Here is a 16,984-nt window from a genome sequence, read left to right as displayed (position 1 = left end):
CCTGCGAGCAGTGCGGTGGCCGTATGCAGGTCGACCAGGTCCTTGCATACTGTGACGGCTTCGCGGCCGCTGGTGGCGATGCTCGTGCCGTATGGGCGCCGTGGCAAGCCGGGCGTGGCGGGCTGAACATCACATGAGCCGCCACGTCAAGCCGAGTGAGTTCTTAGCACCTGGCGCGCCACCGCTGGACCCTGTGACCATGTATGCGGTCCTGGTGTTGACCGGCGTCGAGGTGGCGGGGCCGTATGTGCGCGCCGCATGTCAACGTCACCTCGATGACCTCAAACGCGGCGGGAAGCGCGGGATCTGGTTCGACCATGCCGAAGCCGGCCGCGTGTTTCGGTTCTTCGAGACGCGGTTAAAACTGTGCGAAGGGCAGTTCGAAGGGTTGCCGTTCAAGCTGCACATCTCGCAATCGTTCATTCTTGGATCTTTGTTCGGATGGATGCGCACGAACGAACAAGGGTTGGTCGTTCGGCGGTTCAATCGTGCTTACATCGAAATGGGAAAAGGTAACGGCAAGTCGCCGATCGTCGGCGGCGTTGGTCTTTACGGCATGATTGCCGACCGCGAGCCTGGCGCGCAGATCTATTCATGCGGTGCGAGCTATGATCAGGCATCGATTCTGTTTCAGGACGCGGTGAAGATGGCGCAAGCCGTCCCGGACTGGAACGATCCGAATGAACCTCTGATCACCTATGCGGGTAATCAGAAGGTTTGGAACATGGCGGTTCTACCACAACCGCAATCGAATTCATTCTTTCGACCGATCAGCCGCACCAAAGGCAAAAGCGGGTCGGGCCCGCGTCCGCATATGGCGTTGTGCGATGAGCTGCACGAGCATCCCGACGGTGGCGTGATCGAGATGCTTGAACGCGGGTTCAAGTTTCGTCGGCAACCGATGTTGATCATGATCACGAACAGCGGGTCAGATCGGCGGTCGGTTTGTTGGGCGGAGCACGAGCACGCGGTTGCGATCGTTCAAGGGGATGTTGAGGACGACCACACGTTTTCTTACGTTTGCGCGCTCGACGAACACGACAAACCATTCGAAGACGAATCGTGTTGGAAGAAGGCAAATCCGCTTCTCAGCATTACGATCACGGAGGAATATCTTCGCGGTGTCGTGAAGCAGGCGCAACAGATCGCCGGCAAACAGAACAATATTTTGCGGCTGCATTTTTGTGTTTGGACCGACAGCGCAACCGCGTGGATCAGTCGGCAAAAGTGGAGCGAGTGCGAGGACGACACGCTTACGCGGGAGCAGATGCGCGGGCGTAAAGCATATGGCGGCCTCGATCTATCCCAGACCAAAGATTTGACGTCGAAGGCTTGGGTTTTCGAAGATAGTTGGAAGGACGTCCCGGCGATCAACCCGGAAACCCGTGAGGTTATTGCCGGCGAGTTCATCCGAAAACCAACCTATATTCTCATGGTCGACAGCTATACGCCGCTGGAAACGATCAAGGAACGGGAGGACGCCGACCGCGTCCCCTATCAGCAATGGGTTGATAAGGGATACCTGATCGGCACGCCGGGGCCCGTGATCCGGCTTGATATCGTGGCGACGGATCTGGTTCAAGATTGCAAGGATTTCGACGTCGTCGGCGTGGCTTATGATAGTTACCTGGTGCGGGAATTCAAAGACGAGATCGACAAGTTGAACGCACAGGCAATAGTCATGCACGACCATCCGCAAGGTACATCGTACCGGAAGGATTCCGAGCTGTTCATGCCGCGCAGCGTCGACACCTTCGAGACGTTGATTTTGGAAGGCAGGTTGCGAGTATTTCCAAATCCGGTGACGCGGACGGCGGTCGCGGGTGCGGTGTTTTGGAAATCGCCGGCCGGGCTCAAGCGGTTCACCAAAGACAAGGCTACCAATCGAATTGACCCGGCGGTGGCGGGCGCTATGGCTATCGGCCTTGCAACTTTGAACGAACCGGATGCAAATAGCGTTTGGAACCGCGTCGGCGCCGATGACGCGCGGCGGCAATCGGCGGCAAATGCCGAAACCAATGCGATGGCCGTGCTGGTAAATTCTGACGAGATCGACTATTCAATTTTGAACGACCGCAGTCATCCGTTGCATGAACTGATGGTGAAGCGGTGGAACGACCGGGCGGACGATGAAGGCGATGACGACTAACACGCACCGACATGTGAAATCTGGCAAGCTGATATCTGTCCTTGGTCGCGGTCATCTTGAGGAAGATATAACACCAGTCGTTTGCTATGTCGACGAAGCGGACAAGCGGCTTTGGGTCCGGCGGGCGGAGATCTTCGACGATGGTCGGTTTGTTCCTCTGACAACATTTGCTTGGCTGATCGAGCATAGCGGCTCGAAAACAACTGTGCCGCTTTACATGTGTGGTATCGATGCAATCGGCCGGTTCAAATGGACCTATGAAAACGACGTTGCCGTTCGGTTCAATCGTCAACAGGATGCTGAAAAGGTCGCGCGCGGTGACAATTTCGCCGAAAATCACAGGGTGATAGAACATGACTGGTCTGACAGCGGGCGCGCGGCGATTGGTGAAGGCGGCGGCGTCGGTGTCTCCGGTGCGGTCGATGGCGGTTCACCAGCCGCAGAATCAGACGCTAAGCCTACCGGATAAGGACGCGCAGTATTCGCGGATCTGGTACACCGGCCGCACGAAAGCCGGCATCAGGATTACGCCTGACAACGCTGTGACCATCTCGGCGGTGTGGGCATGTATTCGATTTTTATCACAATCGATTGCCGCGCTTCCCTGGAACGTGATCGACGACGCGACCAAAAAGCCGGTGTCGCTGTCGGTTCCCGCACAATCAGTTTTGCAACGGCCGTCGAAAGAATACTCATCGCTGCAATTCCGCGAAACCCTCATGCATTGGGTGCTGCGTTGGGGCAACGGTTACGGCGAGATCGAGCGCGATGTGCTTGGGCGGCCGATCGGCATGCACCCGATTCATCCATGCCGTGTTTGCGTGATGCGCGACCCGGTGTCCTATGAAATTTATTACGCGGTCGACAATGGCGGCGGGCGGCCGCCCGTGATGATCGAGTTCATGAACATGTTTCACCTTCGCGGCATGGGTGAAGGTGTGGTGGGAATGAACGTTATCGCCTACGCGGCGGAGTCGCTCGGTTGGGCGAAGGCTGTGCAAATGTTCGGCGCCGGGTTTTTTGGCGAGGGCGCGACGCCGGCCGGCGTCGTGACGATGAAAAAGCCGCTGACGCCCGACGGCCTGGCAGCGTTGAAGAAGGAATTTCAGAAGGTTTACAGCGGCGCCAAAAATGCCGGCAAGACCGCGTTCCTTGACAACGATATGGAGTATAAGCCGCTTACCGTCGACCCGGACAAAGGTCAGTTCATCGAAACCAATCAATTCTTGATCGACGAAGTTTGCCGTTGGTTTGGTGTTCCCCCGCATAAAATTTACAAACTTTTGAATGCCACGTTCTCAAATATCGAACATCAGTCAATCGAGGTTGTCACCGACAGCCTAAGACCATGGGCGCGCCGGTTTGAGGATGAAGCCAAGTTCAAATTGCTTGGCCAGAACCGCGCCGGATATTCGAATAAGATCAATCTCAAGGGTTTACTGACTGGCGACACAAAAACGCGGCTCGATTGGTATCGGGGATTGCGCGAGATCGGCATTTTCAGTGCAAACGATATTCTCGATCTTGAGGATATGCCGCTTAATAGCGAAGAAGACGGCGGCGAAAAGCGGGTTATGCAATCGCAATACACGACCATGGATAAAATCGGGGAAGTTCCTACGGCGGTCGACGGGTCGGCGGCGGCAGTTCCGGCCGCGCCGGCTGAGGATCCGGAAGAAGATCCGGCGGACCCGGTCGAGGACCCAACGCCGGAGCAAGACCAGGCGGCCGCGCGTGAGCTTGCACGGCGGGCGAACATGGCGGCGAGCGGCGCCGCGACGCTCGAATATGTCAATTCGCTTTACGGGTGCTGATCGATGACGAAAAAGTTAGCCGTTCCGCCGGTTCATCCTGACGCGGTCCTTATGCCGGCGGTGGTCGTTCCGGCGAGCTGGGAAGATGCGTTTGCGATGATGTCGGATCGTATGGCGCGGATCATCGGGCGCCAAGCCGCTGACATTCAAGGATTGAAAAGCGATCTCGTCGACGCCCGTGGGTTGACCGTAGCAGCCGCGAAGGGGATTGCGGATCTCGGCATACAGATCGCCGGGCTTGCGGCCGCCTTCGAAATCCAGGACACCGCGACGAAGGCGCAAGCACACCGCGGAGTCGAGACATCGACCGCGGTAATCGAAATCGCCGCGGCGGTTTCCGAACTCGTCACCAAGATCGACACCGGCGCGGCCGCTATGGGTGCCCTGGTCGAGCGCGTCACCGGGCTGGAGGTTCACGAGCAGGATCATGACGCGGCATTGGCCGAAGCGGTCCAGAAGGTCGCGGACGCGGTCGAGCGCGCCGACCAGGTCGCCGGCATGGCCACGTTGATGGATGCGGCGTTTGGTAAGCTGACGACGCAGGTCGACCAGATCGCCGGCAAGGTCGAAGCGAGTGACGCGGCGGCCGCTCGCGCGCGGGTGTTCGGTGACGAGCTGGCGGACGCAGTCGAGGCGGTGCGGCGTGAGGTCCAGGCCAACGCGTTGGCGATCGAGGACTACGCAGCGACCGCGAGTGGCGAGGACGCGGCTTTGACCGCGCGGCTTGATGAGGTCGCGAACGCGGTGAATGTGATCGTGGGTGAGGCACCCGCTATGGCGCTGGCAAGCCAGGAACTTGCCGCACACGTCGACGATCTCGTTACGATGGTTGCATCCGTACAGACCGCGCGGGCGGCTGACTGGAGCACGTTGGAAGAAGACTTCGCCGATGTGCGCGGCCTGCTCGCCGAGGCGACCACAGAGCTTGCCGCTGTTAGGCGCCGGCAAGGCGAAGATGGTGTCCGCGTCGGCGCGGTCGAGGAAGCCATTGCCGGCTTTGTCAGTGGCGCGGCCGCGCTCGCGCGCGAAGTCCGCACGATTGACGAAACGGTCAAGACCGGCGTCGCGGCGATCGGCGCCGTTGAGGATCAATCGCGCGATGCGCTCCGCCGTGTGACCATCGCGCTCGACCAAATGCCGGCCGGCTTCATGATCGACCAGGAGGGCAAGCTTAACCGCGTCAATCGTGCCGGCGATATGACTTCGCTCGGAACCGTTGTCGGTCATGCCAAAGACGGCCGCGACGGTGTATCCCCCGCACAGATCGTCGCTATTCGTGCCGACGGTGAACGCCTGGTTATGACGTTGTCCGACCGGTCAGAGGTCGGGTGTCCGTTCCCGCGCGCGGTCGAGCCGGCGCCGCCCGCGCCATCTAGCGACGTCGTCGACCCGCTGTGCCTGGGATACCTGTCGAAAGACGTCAAAGTCCGCGCGGTGCAGGTCGACCACATGGCCAGGCTGCGCGCGGACGGAAAGAATTTTAAAGAGATCGCGGAGCTGTTTGCGATTTCAGAACGGCAAGCGGCACGATTGATCAAGGGGCATAACGATGAAAAATCGTCTCACACCTAAAGAATATGACGAGCTGGTAAATTTTACCGGCCGGCGTCATCCTGGTAATTATTCGATGACCGAACGGGCCAACGAACAATCTAAAATTACCGCGCGCATCGTCACTGATGCCAAAGATAAGCGCGGCGAAATCGTCATTTATGGAACTATCGGAATGGATTGGTTCGGCGATGGCATTACCGCGAAATCGTTTGCCAAGGAATTGAAGGGGCTTGGTGACGTGGACGCAATCGATCTTCGCATTAATAGCGAAGGTGGTGCGGTTCATGACGCGCGGGCAATTTATAATTTGCTCGTTCAACATAAGGCGCGGGTTGACGTGCATGTGGATAGCCTCGCCGCGTCCGCTGCATCCTTCATCGCCATGGCGGGGGACAGTATCGAGATTGCCGAGAGCGGTTTTTTTATGATCCACAACGCGCGGATGATCGCGGCGGGAACGGCGGACGATTTCGACGCTGCGGCGAATTTTCTGCGAACTGTAAATCGGACAATTGCCGACACATACACCGCCAGAACCGGCAATAATGCCGATAAAATTAAAAAATGGATGGACGCAGAAACCTGGTTTACAGGTCAGGAAGCACTTGACGCAGGATTTGCGACTAGCATAGTGGAAAATAAGACGGCGAGTGCGAAAATTACGGTTGACCCGGTTTTCAATTATGCACATGTGCCGGCGGCTTTACGGGTAAATCGTTCCAGGGCCTTGGCGCTTTTGGGGAGAAATTAATGAAACGACTTGTTCACCTGATGCCCGATTTTCCGGAAATCCCGGCGGGCCTGTTTTTGCTCTCGATCGTGTCGAACGATGCGCGCCAGGCAAAGCTTGTTGCGATGAAGGAGGAAGCCGCCGACCTCCAAACCGAAAACGAAGCGATCGTCGAAGCGGCTGACGATGCCAGCCGCGATCTCACCGCAGACGAACTCAAGACGATCGAGAACAACAGCACGCGCATCGCGTCGCTGAATGCTCAGGTCAAGGCGCGCGAAAATCTCACTGTGGCTTCCAGCGGTCGCACCGCGCTTCCGGAGCCGGAAAATCGGAAGCCTGGTGCCGGCGCTCGTAAAGCCACCACCGTACCGGCCTCGCCGCGTGATACCAGGCTCGACAAGACGCACGGTTTCGCCAGCTTCGGCACGTTTGCGCAGTTGGTGCGGAAAGCACAGGTCGACGAAGGTCGGGCGGGCGACACCGCGCGCGAGCAGTTGAACAACGCCGCGACGACCTTTGGCAACGAGGGTACCGGCGCCGATGGTGGTTTCGTCGTTCCGCCCGATTTTCGCGACCAGATCTGGACAAAGATCACCGGCGAGGAATCGTTGCTGACCCGGACCGAAGGTTTCGTGACGTCGTCCAACTCGATCACCATTCCGGCTGACGAAACGGCGCCTTGGGATACCACCAACGGGATTCAAGCCTATTGGGAGAGCGAAGGTGGCGCCAAGACTCCGAGCAAACCGCTTTTCGAACCCAAAACCTCCCGGTTGAATAAGCTGATTTGTTTCGTCCCGGTCACTGACGAGCTTTTGGAGGATGCTCCGGCGCTCGAAGGTTGGTTGCGGACGAAAGCGCCTCAGAAGATGGTGTCGAAGCTGAACACCGCGATCATTCGCGGCAACGGTGTCGGCAAGCCGCTCGGTATCATGAGCGCGAGTTCGCTCATCACGATCTCGAAAGAGGTTTCGCAGAACGCGGATAGTGTCGTCGGCGCGAATATTGCGAAGATGTGGGCGCGGCTTTATGCTCCGCTTCGTCGCAACGCCGTCTGGTTGATCAATCAGGACATCGAACCTCAGCTTTCGTTCCTGTCGTTCCCTGATTCGAATTCGGGTTTCCCGGTTCCGCTCTATGTTCCCGTCGGCGGGTTCTCGGCGACTCCTTTTTCGACGTTGATGGGCCGCCCAGTGGTGCCGGTCGAAGCAATGTCGACCCTGGGTGACTTCGGCGATATCATCCTTGCGGATCTGTCACAGTATATGACGGTGACCAAGGGTACCGATATCAAGACTGACGTTTCCATTCATCTGTATTTCGACCAGGACATCACCGCGTTCCGGTTCGTTTTCCGCATCACCGGTCAGCCGATGTGGAAAAATGCAGTCTCGCCGCAGTTCGGAAACAACACCCGGTCTTGGGCGGTGGCAATAGAGGATCGCACCTAATACTCGTGAACCGGTAGCTTAATCCGAGGCTACCGGTACCCTGTGATCATCTGAAAAGGACTTTCCAATGCCCGAAGCCTGGAATTATCATCTTCTTGAGGTCGGAACGATCGTCAACTTGTTTGGCGCGGCGGCTCCATCTGGTTCGACCGCCGAACGTTTCAGCATGAAAAACTATGAGCGCGCGGCGATTTTGCTGTTTCAGAACAAATCGGCCGGCAACGGTTCCGTGATTTCGTTGAACCAGTCGACCGATGTCGCCGGCACGGGCGCCAAAGCGCTGGCGTTCACCAAAGCGTTTCGGTCGCTCGCCAACGGCAACCAAGCCGCTCCGGTCAACACATGGGCGTCATTTACAGTCTCGGCGAACACGTTCACGACCGATGCGACGAACAGCGTCCGCGACAGCTATATGATCGACATCAAGCGCGAAGATCTCGATTTCAAGAACGATTTCGATTGCGTCGAACTGGTCATCGGCAACGCCGCGTCGAACGTCATTCAAGCGGTTGCCATTCTGCTCGGTGCGCGCTTCGGTGGCTTTGTCACGGACGGCGCTATCGCGAACTAATCTTTCCCCTTCCGAACGAAACCCGGCGACAAACGATCGTCGCCGGGAATACACTTACAGCAATGACACGTAAGCAACCGGCGATTGTGTCGGTTTTTTCTGGTGGGTGATATGCCAAAGATCGAATTTATCGAGGACGCCGAATACGAAGTCGCGAACGAAGACGGGACCCGAAAGGCTACCAGAATCGCTAAGGGGACGATCCAGGACGTCAACGAAGCCACGGCTGCGCGGTGGGAACGTCGTGGTAAGGTGAAGCGGGTTATTTCCCGGATCGAGCACGCGATGAATGCCCCGGTGGCGCCAGCCGCACCCGTTGCACCTGTCGCTCCACCAGCACCACCAGCCGCCAGTGTGCTCGCCGCGCCGGTAGCTCCGCCCGCGCCGGCACCAGAACCGGAGAAGCGTGGACCCGGACGGCCGCCCAAGATACCGGGAAACGCATAAGCGCGTCCGCACGCACGCCAGCCGGCGAGCGAGACACGTTCCCGGACTGGCGTGGGGAAACCGTCTTGGTTCTCGGCGCTGGTATGTCGGCGAAGACGGTGGCCGATACGCTCCGGCCGGGAGCGGTGCGGGTGATCGCGATAAACCGGTCATTCGAATTGATGCCATCGGCCGAAGTCCTTTACGCGGCCGATTCAGGTTTCTGGCGCGCGTACCCGCGCGCACGCAAGTTCGATGGTTGGCGGTTCTGCGCCGATGATCACATTCGTTATTTGGACTCAGGCGTCTACCCTGTGACCATTGCGAAGGGTCCGACAAAACTTAGGCTAACAGAAATGATCAGGCAGCCGGTCGGCACCGTCGGTTATGGTGGCAATTCAGGATTTCAGGCGGTTAATCTTGCGGCGCAGTTTGGGGCGTCTAAGATATTGCTATGTCTGGATTATTGCGGGGCGCACTGGCATCCGGACCATGGGCCGGGACTTCGCAATCCAAGTGCTTTTGAATTTAAGAAATGGGCGAACGACCTCGACCGGCAAGCTGGAATTCTAAGATCTTGGGGCATTGAAGTCTTAAACGTCGCACGAAATAGTATTTTGAGAGCTTACCCTTATGCCGACTGCGGTTTGTTTAATAAGAACGAGTGTGCATTATAGGCACGAAGCTTTTATAAAAGGGCTCGCGGCCGCCGGTTACATCGTAACTACCAAACCGCTTAGGAAGATCGACCGCGACGACATTCTTGTTATCTGGAATCGCGGCAGTCAATTTCAGTATGAAGCGCGGCGGCATGACCATGCACATTCTCGGATCATCGTCGCCGAGAACGGCTATACGGACGCGGTCGACCAGGACGGCCATCAATGGTTCAGCCTGGCGATCGACCATCACAACGGGTGCGGTCGCTGGTATCAGGGGGAAACCGCGCGTTTTCCGCTCATGGGCCAAAATCTGAGGCCGTGGCGGGAGGAAGGCGGTTTCATCCTGGTGTTGCCGCAACGTGGCATCGGTGCGCCTGGCGTGGCCATGCCGGCGAGCTGGCCGCGCCTGATCGTCGAGCGTTTGAAGAAGGTGACGCGGCGCGAGATCCGGGTTCGGCCTCACCCTGGATTGAAGTCGCTCGCCAAGCCGCTGGCGCCCGCGCTCGCGGGATGTCACGCCGTGGTGACTTGGGGTTCGGGCGCGGCGCTAAAATCCATCATGCTCGGCGTGCCGGCGTTTTATGAGCTTCCCGGCTGGATAGGTGCGCCGGCTGCGCGGTTCGGGTTCGACACGATCGAGAACCCGTTCCTCGGCGATCGCGTGCCGATGTTTGAGCGTATGGCATGGTCACAATGGACGGTCGCCGAGATCTCCAGCGGTGAACCTTTCCGGATGCTTATGAAGGTGCCCAAGAAATGAAAGTCGCTCTTTACGCCTTCCCGCAAAACGGCCGTGCCAACCATATCGCGGATGCCATGCAGATAGGGTTGACCGTGCATGGCATCCGCGCGCCAATCTTAAGGCGGTGGACCGGTGACGTGGTCGCCGATGTTGTCATCGCATACGGCTGGAACCACGAAGCGGTTTTTACCGCATATCGGCGAGCGGGCGGCCATTTCGCTTATTTCGACATGGGTTATTTCAACCGCAAGCCGGTCGGCGACAAGGGCGGCGCGCGGGAGGGACATCACCGGCTTTCGGTGGATGGTTGGGACACCGCCGACACCATGGCGCGCGGCATGCCGGCCGATCGGTGGGATGATCTGGGAATCGAGGTCGCGCCGAACCGCACCGGCGAGCAGCCGGGCGCGGTGCTGGTCGCCGGCATGTCTGGCAAGGCGGCCGGAACCCATGGGTTCAAGCCGCTAGAGTGGGAACTTCGCACGGTTGCCCAGATCAAGAAAGAATTTCCCACGGTCGAGGTGATCTATCGACCCAAGCCGGCGAGCTTGGACGCGATCGAGCCGATTGCCGATGTTCTTAAGCGCGTTGGCATGATCGTCACCCATCATTCAAACGTCGCGGTCGATGGCTTGGTTGCGGCGGTACCGTCATGGGCGGCGAAGGGTGTCGGCAAAATGGTGTCGGTGCCGTCGATGCTCGACGCGGTCGCGCAGCGCGCGCCGGTACTGTCGCTCGACGAACGCCGGGCCCTGCTCGCCGATGTCGCTTATGCGCAATGGGCGCCGTCGGAGATGCGCTCCGGCGCGGCCTGGGAACATATCCGGAGGATCATCGAGTGAGGTGGTGGCTTGGTCGGCTATGGATGTGGTTTCGCGGTGATCGTGGATGCGGCGGTGAGGGGTTCACCCTCGACAAGCAGAATCTTCCGGTTCCGTGTTTTAAACGAGGGTGTCACTGATGAAGTTCGTTTTCTACATCGCGGAAGGCAAGTCGCGCGAAGCACCCCTTTGCGAAGCTTGGGTGAAAGGGTGCCGCATAACTGGCGATCATGTCACGGTCGCGCCGAACAGGGGGAACCCTATCCCGGCTGATGTCGCGATTATGGTCGGGCTCAAGTCGATCGTGCTGCGTGAAGCCTGCGTCGCGGCCGGTCAACGGGTCCTGATCTTCGACAAAGGATATGATCGCCGGGATGATTGGTGGCGCATGGCGATCGACGCGCACCAGCCGACTGACTATCTCGGCAAAATCCCGCGCGACTACGCGCGTGCGGCCGCGCAAGGATGGAACCCAAAACCATGGCGTCAACCGCACCCCGCTTCCCCTGTGATCATCGCGGGCGGTGGCCGTAAATATTACATCACGCATGATCTTCCGGAGCCGGCCGAATATGTCGCCGAGATTGTGCGTGATATTCGTGCGGCAGGATGCACGCGCAAGATTTGGTATCGTCCCAAGCCTTCGATGTCCGACGTGGTACCAGTTGCGGGAACGACCTTGTCTCGGCATAAATCAATTTACGAGATCTTGGACGATGCACATGCGCTGATCACTTACGGCTCGAATGCTTGCTTTGAGGCGATGCTTGCCGGCGTGCCGTCGATCGTGCTCGGCGACGCGATCGCGGGTCCCATATCGTCGCGCCAGATCGACGACATAGAGGACCCGCTACTTGCACCAGACGGGGGGCGTCTATCGCTGCTTGCCAGTCTAGCTTACTGTCAATTTCGCGCAAGTGAGATCGCGAGCGGATGGGGCGTCAATGAAATTAAAACGCAATTACGCGAAGTTGTACCGGGAACATCACGCGACATATGAAAAACATTTCTCTGGTAAAGTAAGTCAGGCACAAATCAGAGAAATAAGAAAATTAGTCGAGTGGTCGAAACCTGATCGATTGCTAGATTATGGATCTGGTAAAGGCTACCAATACTTAGAAAAACGGATTCATGATCAATGGGGCGGCCTCCTTCCTTATTGCTATGATCCGGGTGTTCTACAGATCGGCAATAAACCAGACGGTACATTCGGCGGTGTCATCTGTACCGACGTCATGGAACACATTGACCCGGACGATGTCGACATGATCCTTGCCGACATTTTCGGGTCTTTGCATCAGACCGGACCGGTGTTCGCTTATTTTCACATCAGCACCAGGCTTGCCGGAAAGGTGTTCGACAACGGCGAAAACGTTCACCTCACCGTGCAACCGTCGAGTTGGTGGGATGCCAAATTGAATCGTTTCGAGACGCGGCCGGATCTCATCATACGGGCGACCTATGCAGATTAGAATCGTCAGCACATGCAACGCGGAAGGCTGGAAACAGACCGGCCGGCGTATGGCGGAAACCTTCGTCGAGCACTGGCCGAAGCAGGCGACGCTTGAGGTTTACGCCGAAGGGTTCACGGTCGACGTTGCCGGCGTCGTCCAACGCCAGTTGCCGGAATGGTTTGAAGCTTGGAAGGTCCGGCACGCCGACAACCCGGACGCGCACGGGCGGAACAAAGCGCGGTTCGGCAAGATCGACCTGCGTAAGGGCAAGCCGTATAGCTATCGCCGCGATTGCGTTCGGTTCGCGCACAAGGTCGCGGCGCTGACTGACGCGGCCGCGCGGCCGCCGGCCGCGCCGGGTTGGTTGATCATGTGCGATGCGGACGTGGTGACACACGCAACCGTGACGCTCGATTGGCTGCAATCCCTGGTGAAGGACCCGGCGTTTTACATGGCCTGGCTCGATCGTGCGGCCTGGTATCCAGAATGCGGGTTCGTGGTGTTCAACGAGACGCACCCGGCGCATGTGCCGTTCATGACCTGGTTTCGCGACGTCTATGCGACCGATTACGTTTTCAAGTTCCAGGAAACCCACGACAGCTTTGTGTTGCAACAGCTTGTTGCGCGTGCGGTCGCGCGGGGGGACTTTCCTAAACCTGTCAGCCTATCCGGCAACGATATGGCGCGGCGGTCGTCACATCCGTTCGTTTATTCTCGGCTGGCCGAACGTCTCGACCACGCCAAAGGGAAATTCAAAGCCGGCGGTCGCACGCCGCGCGGATACGTGAAGCGCGGTGAGGCGCATTGGCAATGAAGTTTGTGGATTACGATCGGAAGATGCAGAAAATCCTTGCGGCACCCGAACCTTACCAGGGCGATCGGTTGGCGCGGGCATTGCCGTTCTGTCGTCAGCGTCGCCATGCGCTCGACGTGGGTGCAAACATTGGACTTTGGACGATTCAACTTGTCGCCGTCTTTGAGTGGATAACAGCTTTCGAACCGCATCCGGATAGTGTTATCGCGCTACGCGAAAATGTCATCAATCGACCGTCGGTGAAGGTTTCGTCAGTTGCGATCGGCAATCTAAACGGGATTGCATATTTGGATAACTTAAAACACCCGTTTGGTTCGCATATTTCACCGGCTGATGTGCGTGGTGAAGTTGAAATCGACATGCGGACTCTTGATGATTTTAAGTTGACGCAGGTCGACTTCATCAAAATTGATGTCGAGGGGTTCGAAACATTCGTCGTCGAGGGAGGCGAAGAAACAATTCGCCGCGACCGGCCGGTGATAGTGGTCGAGCAGAAACATGAAAGTCGGTATGGTTTGGAACAACGCGCCACTGTGACCATGCTAGAGAAGTGGGGCGCAACGGTCGAATGGAAGATTAAACACGATTTCTGTATGAGGTGGAAATGACTGTTCCATATACAAAAACTAACGTTGGTAACAAGTTGTTTACGATCGAATGGGATCTTGAATTGACTGACGCCATGGGTTCTGTTTCTGGAGATGTTTTCGAAGCTGTCGATTGTGAATTGCTTTCAATTCATGCGACAACTTTAGGTGTTGGTGCGTTGAGTAAGTTCAATTTCAGTAATAAAAATTCCGCGAGTGTTTCGATAAATATTGGAAACCCTGACAACAATATAATTATCGAACCTCCGTTTCCTTCCGTTCGTTTCTACAGCCCAACTCTCGAAGAAGCGGAAGCGACTTTGGCTGTTGCTCTGTTGTTCAAGGAAATCTAAAACATGATAGTTTATCCGCGTGTTGTCGTCGAACGTATTGGTAAAGTAATTGGTAACACGCGGGTAGACCAAGCGACCATTCAGTTTGAATGTATGAAGCCTGTTATTGAAAAACTTGCACCACATTCGCTTTTAGATTTGGGTTGCGGTTGGGCAATCATCGATATTTTCATTGCTCAACATGCGCCGGTTACTGAAATCCATCTGGTTGATGGTACAGGCGACGGTACTGTGGAAAAGCGGTCCGGTTTCAAGGATGATACCAAGGCTTGGAATGATGTTCGGTTCGGCGCGGCGATCGTGAGGGAGAACCTTGGTCATTCGGTGGAAGTGTTCGAACATTTCTCAGAACCTGAGAAGATTAATACTCAAGTTGATTTGATTATTTCCTGTCGTTCTTGGGGTCATCATTACCCGATTTCCATTTATTCCGAAACCGTGATGCGTTGTGTTAAGCCGGGTGGTTTTGTAATTACGGATATACGGACAAATACCGACGGATTAGAACAACTTAAGAAAATGGGTCTGGAGATCGTCGAACAAATACCTGACAAATCTTCTAAGTGTACCCGTTGGCTGCTTAAGGATATGAGATAATGCCTAAACCGTTTCGTTATGACGACCTGGTTTCCCCTGGTTATTGCGAACTACTACATGAAATGCATCAGTCGATGCCATGGGGAAACAAAGGTTATAAGTACGGTAATGACATTATTGAATTTATGAGTTCGCTTGGTGATGAAGGCGGACAAATGTCGATAATTGATTATGGTTGCGGACAAGCGACTTTAATTGAACATTATCCGGATTTGAATATTCGGTGTTATGATCCTGGTGTTATTGAATTTTCAGATATGCCGGAGCCTGCGGACCTTGTGATTTGCACGGATGTTCTAGAGCATATCGAACCGGAGCTTTTATATAATGTTCTCCGGCATATAGCCGAGCTTGCACAGATGGGAATTTATTTGCACATCGCGACGAAGCCGGCGAAGCAACAGCTTCCCGATGGGCGAAACGCGCATCTGATTGTTCAAGGTCTGGAATGGTGGCGCGATAAGCTCGCGACAATTTCGGATCATTGGCAGATCCGGGACATGATTGAGGGTTCGAAGTCTTTGACTTTTTGGTTAGTGAGGAACTGATGAAACACGCGCGCCCAGACTATGACCGCATTCAAGATCCGGCCGGGCTCATACCGGACGATGAACCCGTTTTCCTGGTCCGTGGTTCCGATGCGGTCGCCGCGCGGACAGTTCGTTTTTGGGCGAACGAGGCGGAAGCCAAGGGCGCGGCGCCGAACATCGTCGAGGCTGCTCGCCGGCAAGCCGAGCTTATGGACGCTTGGCCGATTCACAAGGTTCCGGACATGCCGGCATGAGCACTTGGATGTGTCCGAAATGTGGGTTCGTGCAAGGCTACCTGACCTTGCGTGCGCGTGACGGCGCGATCGGTGAGTCGCGCGGACCGGAAATTAAGTTGTGCCCAAACGATGATACGGAGCTTTATGAAATGCGCATAGTCGAAGGAATTTCCTTACCTTTGGGGGATACCCATTTCGCCGAGCATCTTGCAAAGGGTCCGGCATTCGAAGGCAAGGGAACCTATCAGTTCAGCAAGATCGAGCGCGCGTTAGAAGTGGCGACCAGGCGCGGGCTTGCACTCGACGTGGGTGCGCATATCGGGCTTTGGTCGCGCGTGCTCGCGCATTCGTTCGCGCGGGTGATCGCCTTTGAGCCATTGCCCGCGTTGCATCCGCATTTTCGGATCAACACGGAAGATTGCCCCAACGTCAAGCTGATCGAATGCGCGGTCGGCGCCGAGTGCGGCGAGCTGGACATCGTCACGGTGGCCGATAATTCCGGCAATGGTCACGTCGCACCGGTGGGTGTCTCCGGCGCGTGCATCGCGCATGTCGAGGCGGTGACGATCGACAGCCTGAATTTGCACGGCGTTGACTTCATCAAGATCGACGTCGAGGGGTTCGAGCTTCCTGTTGTCCAGGGCGGCGCGCGCACGATTCAACGTGATCGGCCGGTCATGGTGGTCGAGCAGAAACCCAACAATGCGGAGCGCTACGGGCGCGGCCAGTTCGCGGCGGTCGACCTGCTCAAGGCATGGGGATATGTGGTCGCCTGGGAAAAGGCGGGCGATTTCTGTCTGACGTGGGCGGCATGATGGCGCCGGCCGATGAGACGTTCTGCGAATTGAACGTCGAAAAAGAGGGCGAACGGTTTGTCGTCCGTGATCAAGACGGGCGTAGGGTTCGCGGTGTGCGTGCGGTTTCCGTGAATCAGCGCATGCGAGAAGTGACTACGGCCACGGTGGAATTTATCGTGTTCAAGTCCGGCACGCCGGAAGCGGTCAAATGAGCGAGTGCGTTAAAGGCGAGCGAGTGCCGCGCCGGAGCATAGGGGTGTGGCTTTGGGATGCCTTAATCAATACCGGCGAGGGTTCGGCGCTCGCCGGTATGGGCTGGACTGAACCAGATCCAACCGGGAGCTGTCCGAAATGTGGCGCAAAGCCGGGGGAAGTCCATAAATGAGACAGTCGATTTTTATCGGTTTCGACCATCGCCACGCGGCCGCGCACGCCGTTTGCCGGCATAGTATCGAGCGGCGTTTGACTCGACCGACATCGGTGCGCGGCGTGGTGCTGGCCGATCTGCGCGCGATGGGGCTCTATACGCGGCCAACGGAGATGCACGAGCACGACCAGCTATGGGACGTGATCAGCGAAGCGCCGATGTCGACAGAGTTTGCCATCAGCCGATTCCTGACACCGCATCTCGCCGGTATCGGCATGGCCGCATTCATGGATTGCGATATCCTGGCGCGGGTCAATCTCGGCAAA

At 57.0% G+C, this 16,984-nt stretch carries 22 protein-coding genes; all 22 read left to right on the top strand.

Features of this window, described 5'->3' with window-relative positions:
- The first annotated feature begins 133 nt into the window (after nucleotides 1-133).
- Complete coding sequence (locus VMT30_02230; GenBank protein HVQ43760.1) at nucleotides 134-2,149, top strand: terminase TerL endonuclease subunit; 2,016 nt, start codon at nucleotides 134-136, stop codon at nucleotides 2,147-2,149.
- A complete protein-coding gene (locus tag VMT30_02225) occupies nucleotides 2,139-2,618 on the top strand; it encodes a hypothetical protein (GenBank protein HVQ43759.1) in 480 nt (159 codons plus the stop codon). The genes VMT30_02230 and VMT30_02225 overlap by 11 nt, the downstream gene beginning before the upstream one ends.
- On the top strand, nucleotides 2,572-3,963 hold the full coding sequence (locus VMT30_02220; protein HVQ43758.1) for a phage portal protein: 1,392 nt from the start codon (nucleotides 2,572-2,574) through the stop codon (nucleotides 3,961-3,963). The genes VMT30_02225 and VMT30_02220 overlap by 47 nt, the downstream gene beginning before the upstream one ends.
- A gap of 3 nt (nucleotides 3,964-3,966) precedes the next feature.
- Nucleotides 3,967-5,535 (top strand): hypothetical protein, encoded by a 1,569-nt coding sequence (locus VMT30_02215; GenBank protein ID HVQ43757.1) that lies wholly within the window; start codon nucleotides 3,967-3,969, stop codon nucleotides 5,533-5,535.
- Nucleotides 5,513-6,268 (top strand): head maturation protease, ClpP-related, encoded by a 756-nt coding sequence (locus VMT30_02210; GenBank protein HVQ43756.1) that lies wholly within the window; start codon nucleotides 5,513-5,515, stop codon nucleotides 6,266-6,268. The genes VMT30_02215 and VMT30_02210 overlap by 23 nt, the downstream gene beginning before the upstream one ends.
- Nucleotides 6,268-7,701: a phage major capsid protein gene (locus tag VMT30_02205; GenBank protein ID HVQ43755.1), complete on the top strand. Its 1,434-nt coding sequence runs from the start codon at nucleotides 6,268-6,270 to the stop codon at nucleotides 7,699-7,701. The genes VMT30_02210 and VMT30_02205 overlap by 1 nt, the downstream gene beginning before the upstream one ends.
- A 67-nt stretch (nucleotides 7,702-7,768) precedes the next feature.
- Nucleotides 7,769-8,272: a hypothetical protein gene (locus VMT30_02200; protein HVQ43754.1), complete on the top strand. Its 504-nt coding sequence runs from the start codon at nucleotides 7,769-7,771 to the stop codon at nucleotides 8,270-8,272.
- Between the two features lie 111 nt (nucleotides 8,273-8,383).
- On the top strand, nucleotides 8,384-8,719 hold the full coding sequence (locus VMT30_02195; GenBank protein HVQ43753.1) for a hypothetical protein: 336 nt from the start codon (nucleotides 8,384-8,386) through the stop codon (nucleotides 8,717-8,719).
- Between the two features lie 83 nt (nucleotides 8,720-8,802).
- Complete coding sequence (locus VMT30_02190; GenBank protein ID HVQ43752.1) at nucleotides 8,803-9,375, top strand: hypothetical protein; 573 nt, start codon at nucleotides 8,803-8,805, stop codon at nucleotides 9,373-9,375.
- Nucleotides 9,365-10,120, top strand: a complete 756-nt coding sequence (locus VMT30_02185; GenBank protein ID HVQ43751.1) for a hypothetical protein — start codon at nucleotides 9,365-9,367, stop codon at nucleotides 10,118-10,120. The genes VMT30_02190 and VMT30_02185 overlap by 11 nt, the downstream gene beginning before the upstream one ends.
- The gene (locus VMT30_02180) at nucleotides 10,117-10,944 is read left to right on the top strand and encodes a hypothetical protein (protein ID HVQ43750.1); all 828 of its coding nucleotides are present in this window, start codon (nucleotides 10,117-10,119) and stop codon (nucleotides 10,942-10,944) included. Before VMT30_02185 ends, VMT30_02180 begins: the two co-directional genes overlap by 4 nt.
- Before the next feature lie 118 nt (nucleotides 10,945-11,062).
- The gene (locus VMT30_02175) at nucleotides 11,063-11,923 is read left to right on the top strand and encodes a hypothetical protein (GenBank protein ID HVQ43749.1); all 861 of its coding nucleotides are present in this window, start codon (nucleotides 11,063-11,065) and stop codon (nucleotides 11,921-11,923) included.
- On the top strand, nucleotides 11,868-12,395 hold the full coding sequence (locus VMT30_02170; protein ID HVQ43748.1) for a class I SAM-dependent methyltransferase: 528 nt from the start codon (nucleotides 11,868-11,870) through the stop codon (nucleotides 12,393-12,395). The genes VMT30_02175 and VMT30_02170 overlap by 56 nt, the downstream gene beginning before the upstream one ends.
- Nucleotides 12,385-13,191: a hypothetical protein gene (locus VMT30_02165; GenBank protein HVQ43747.1), complete on the top strand. Its 807-nt coding sequence runs from the start codon at nucleotides 12,385-12,387 to the stop codon at nucleotides 13,189-13,191. Before VMT30_02170 ends, VMT30_02165 begins: the two co-directional genes overlap by 11 nt.
- The gene (locus tag VMT30_02160; GenBank protein ID HVQ43746.1) at nucleotides 13,188-13,799 is read left to right on the top strand and encodes an FkbM family methyltransferase; all 612 of its coding nucleotides are present in this window, start codon (nucleotides 13,188-13,190) and stop codon (nucleotides 13,797-13,799) included. The genes VMT30_02165 and VMT30_02160 overlap by 4 nt, the downstream gene beginning before the upstream one ends.
- Nucleotides 13,796-14,131 carry a hypothetical protein gene (locus VMT30_02155; GenBank protein ID HVQ43745.1) on the top strand — a complete coding sequence of 112 codons (336 nt, stop codon included), beginning with the start codon at nucleotides 13,796-13,798 and terminating at the stop codon, nucleotides 14,129-14,131. The genes VMT30_02160 and VMT30_02155 overlap by 4 nt, the downstream gene beginning before the upstream one ends.
- A gap of 3 nt (nucleotides 14,132-14,134) precedes the next feature.
- Nucleotides 14,135-14,728 (top strand): hypothetical protein, encoded by a 594-nt coding sequence (locus tag VMT30_02150; protein ID HVQ43744.1) that lies wholly within the window; start codon nucleotides 14,135-14,137, stop codon nucleotides 14,726-14,728.
- The gene (locus VMT30_02145; GenBank protein HVQ43743.1) at nucleotides 14,728-15,276 is read left to right on the top strand and encodes a class I SAM-dependent methyltransferase; all 549 of its coding nucleotides are present in this window, start codon (nucleotides 14,728-14,730) and stop codon (nucleotides 15,274-15,276) included. Before VMT30_02150 ends, VMT30_02145 begins: the two co-directional genes overlap by 1 nt.
- Entirely contained in the window at nucleotides 15,276-15,512 is a 237-nt protein-coding gene (locus VMT30_02140; GenBank protein HVQ43742.1) for a hypothetical protein, read from the top strand. The genes VMT30_02145 and VMT30_02140 overlap by 1 nt, the downstream gene beginning before the upstream one ends.
- 29 nt (nucleotides 15,513-15,541) lie before the next feature.
- Nucleotides 15,542-16,309 (top strand): FkbM family methyltransferase, encoded by a 768-nt coding sequence (locus tag VMT30_02135; protein HVQ43741.1) that lies wholly within the window; start codon nucleotides 15,542-15,544, stop codon nucleotides 16,307-16,309.
- Nucleotides 16,306-16,503, top strand: a complete 198-nt coding sequence (locus VMT30_02130) for a hypothetical protein (protein ID HVQ43740.1) — start codon at nucleotides 16,306-16,308, stop codon at nucleotides 16,501-16,503. Before VMT30_02135 ends, VMT30_02130 begins: the two co-directional genes overlap by 4 nt.
- A gap of 169 nt (nucleotides 16,504-16,672) precedes the next feature.
- Nucleotides 16,673-16,984 (top strand): hypothetical protein (locus VMT30_02125; GenBank protein HVQ43739.1); only part of this gene is annotated, 312 nt, incomplete at its 3' end.

The organism is Candidatus Saccharimonadia bacterium (genome assembly GCA_035544015.1).
Classification (GTDB): Bacteria; Patescibacteriota; Saccharimonadia; order UBA4664; family UBA4664; genus UBA5169.
This window is presented reverse-complemented; position numbering and strand designations above follow the sequence as displayed.

Coding starts and splice junctions, on each gene's coding strand:
- VMT30_02230 (HVQ43760.1), top strand. CDS start 134: ATGAGCCGCCACGTCAAGCCGAGTGAGTTCTTAGCACCTGGCGCGCCA.
- VMT30_02225 (HVQ43759.1), top strand. CDS start 2,139: ATGACGACTAACACGCACCGACATGTGAAATCTGGCAAGCTGATATCT.
- VMT30_02220 (HVQ43758.1), top strand. CDS start 2,572: ATGGCGGTTCACCAGCCGCAGAATCAGACGCTAAGCCTACCGGATAAG.
- VMT30_02215 (HVQ43757.1), top strand. CDS start 3,967: ATGACGAAAAAGTTAGCCGTTCCGCCGGTTCATCCTGACGCGGTCCTT.
- VMT30_02210 (HVQ43756.1), top strand. CDS start 5,513: ATGAAAAATCGTCTCACACCTAAAGAATATGACGAGCTGGTAAATTTT.
- VMT30_02205 (HVQ43755.1), top strand. CDS start 6,268: ATGAAACGACTTGTTCACCTGATGCCCGATTTTCCGGAAATCCCGGCG.
- VMT30_02200 (HVQ43754.1), top strand. CDS start 7,769: ATGCCCGAAGCCTGGAATTATCATCTTCTTGAGGTCGGAACGATCGTC.
- VMT30_02195 (HVQ43753.1), top strand. CDS start 8,384: ATGCCAAAGATCGAATTTATCGAGGACGCCGAATACGAAGTCGCGAAC.
- VMT30_02190 (HVQ43752.1), top strand. CDS start 8,803: ATGTCGGCGAAGACGGTGGCCGATACGCTCCGGCCGGGAGCGGTGCGG.
- VMT30_02180 (HVQ43750.1), top strand. CDS start 10,117: ATGAAAGTCGCTCTTTACGCCTTCCCGCAAAACGGCCGTGCCAACCAT.
- VMT30_02175 (HVQ43749.1), top strand. CDS start 11,063: ATGAAGTTCGTTTTCTACATCGCGGAAGGCAAGTCGCGCGAAGCACCC.
- VMT30_02170 (HVQ43748.1), top strand. CDS start 11,868: ATGAAATTAAAACGCAATTACGCGAAGTTGTACCGGGAACATCACGCG.
- VMT30_02165 (HVQ43747.1), top strand. CDS start 12,385: ATGCAGATTAGAATCGTCAGCACATGCAACGCGGAAGGCTGGAAACAG.
- VMT30_02160 (HVQ43746.1), top strand. CDS start 13,188: ATGAAGTTTGTGGATTACGATCGGAAGATGCAGAAAATCCTTGCGGCA.
- VMT30_02155 (HVQ43745.1), top strand. CDS start 13,796: ATGACTGTTCCATATACAAAAACTAACGTTGGTAACAAGTTGTTTACG.
- VMT30_02150 (HVQ43744.1), top strand. CDS start 14,135: ATGATAGTTTATCCGCGTGTTGTCGTCGAACGTATTGGTAAAGTAATT.
- VMT30_02145 (HVQ43743.1), top strand. CDS start 14,728: ATGCCTAAACCGTTTCGTTATGACGACCTGGTTTCCCCTGGTTATTGC.
- VMT30_02140 (HVQ43742.1), top strand. CDS start 15,276: ATGAAACACGCGCGCCCAGACTATGACCGCATTCAAGATCCGGCCGGG.
- VMT30_02130 (HVQ43740.1), top strand. CDS start 16,306: ATGATGGCGCCGGCCGATGAGACGTTCTGCGAATTGAACGTCGAAAAA.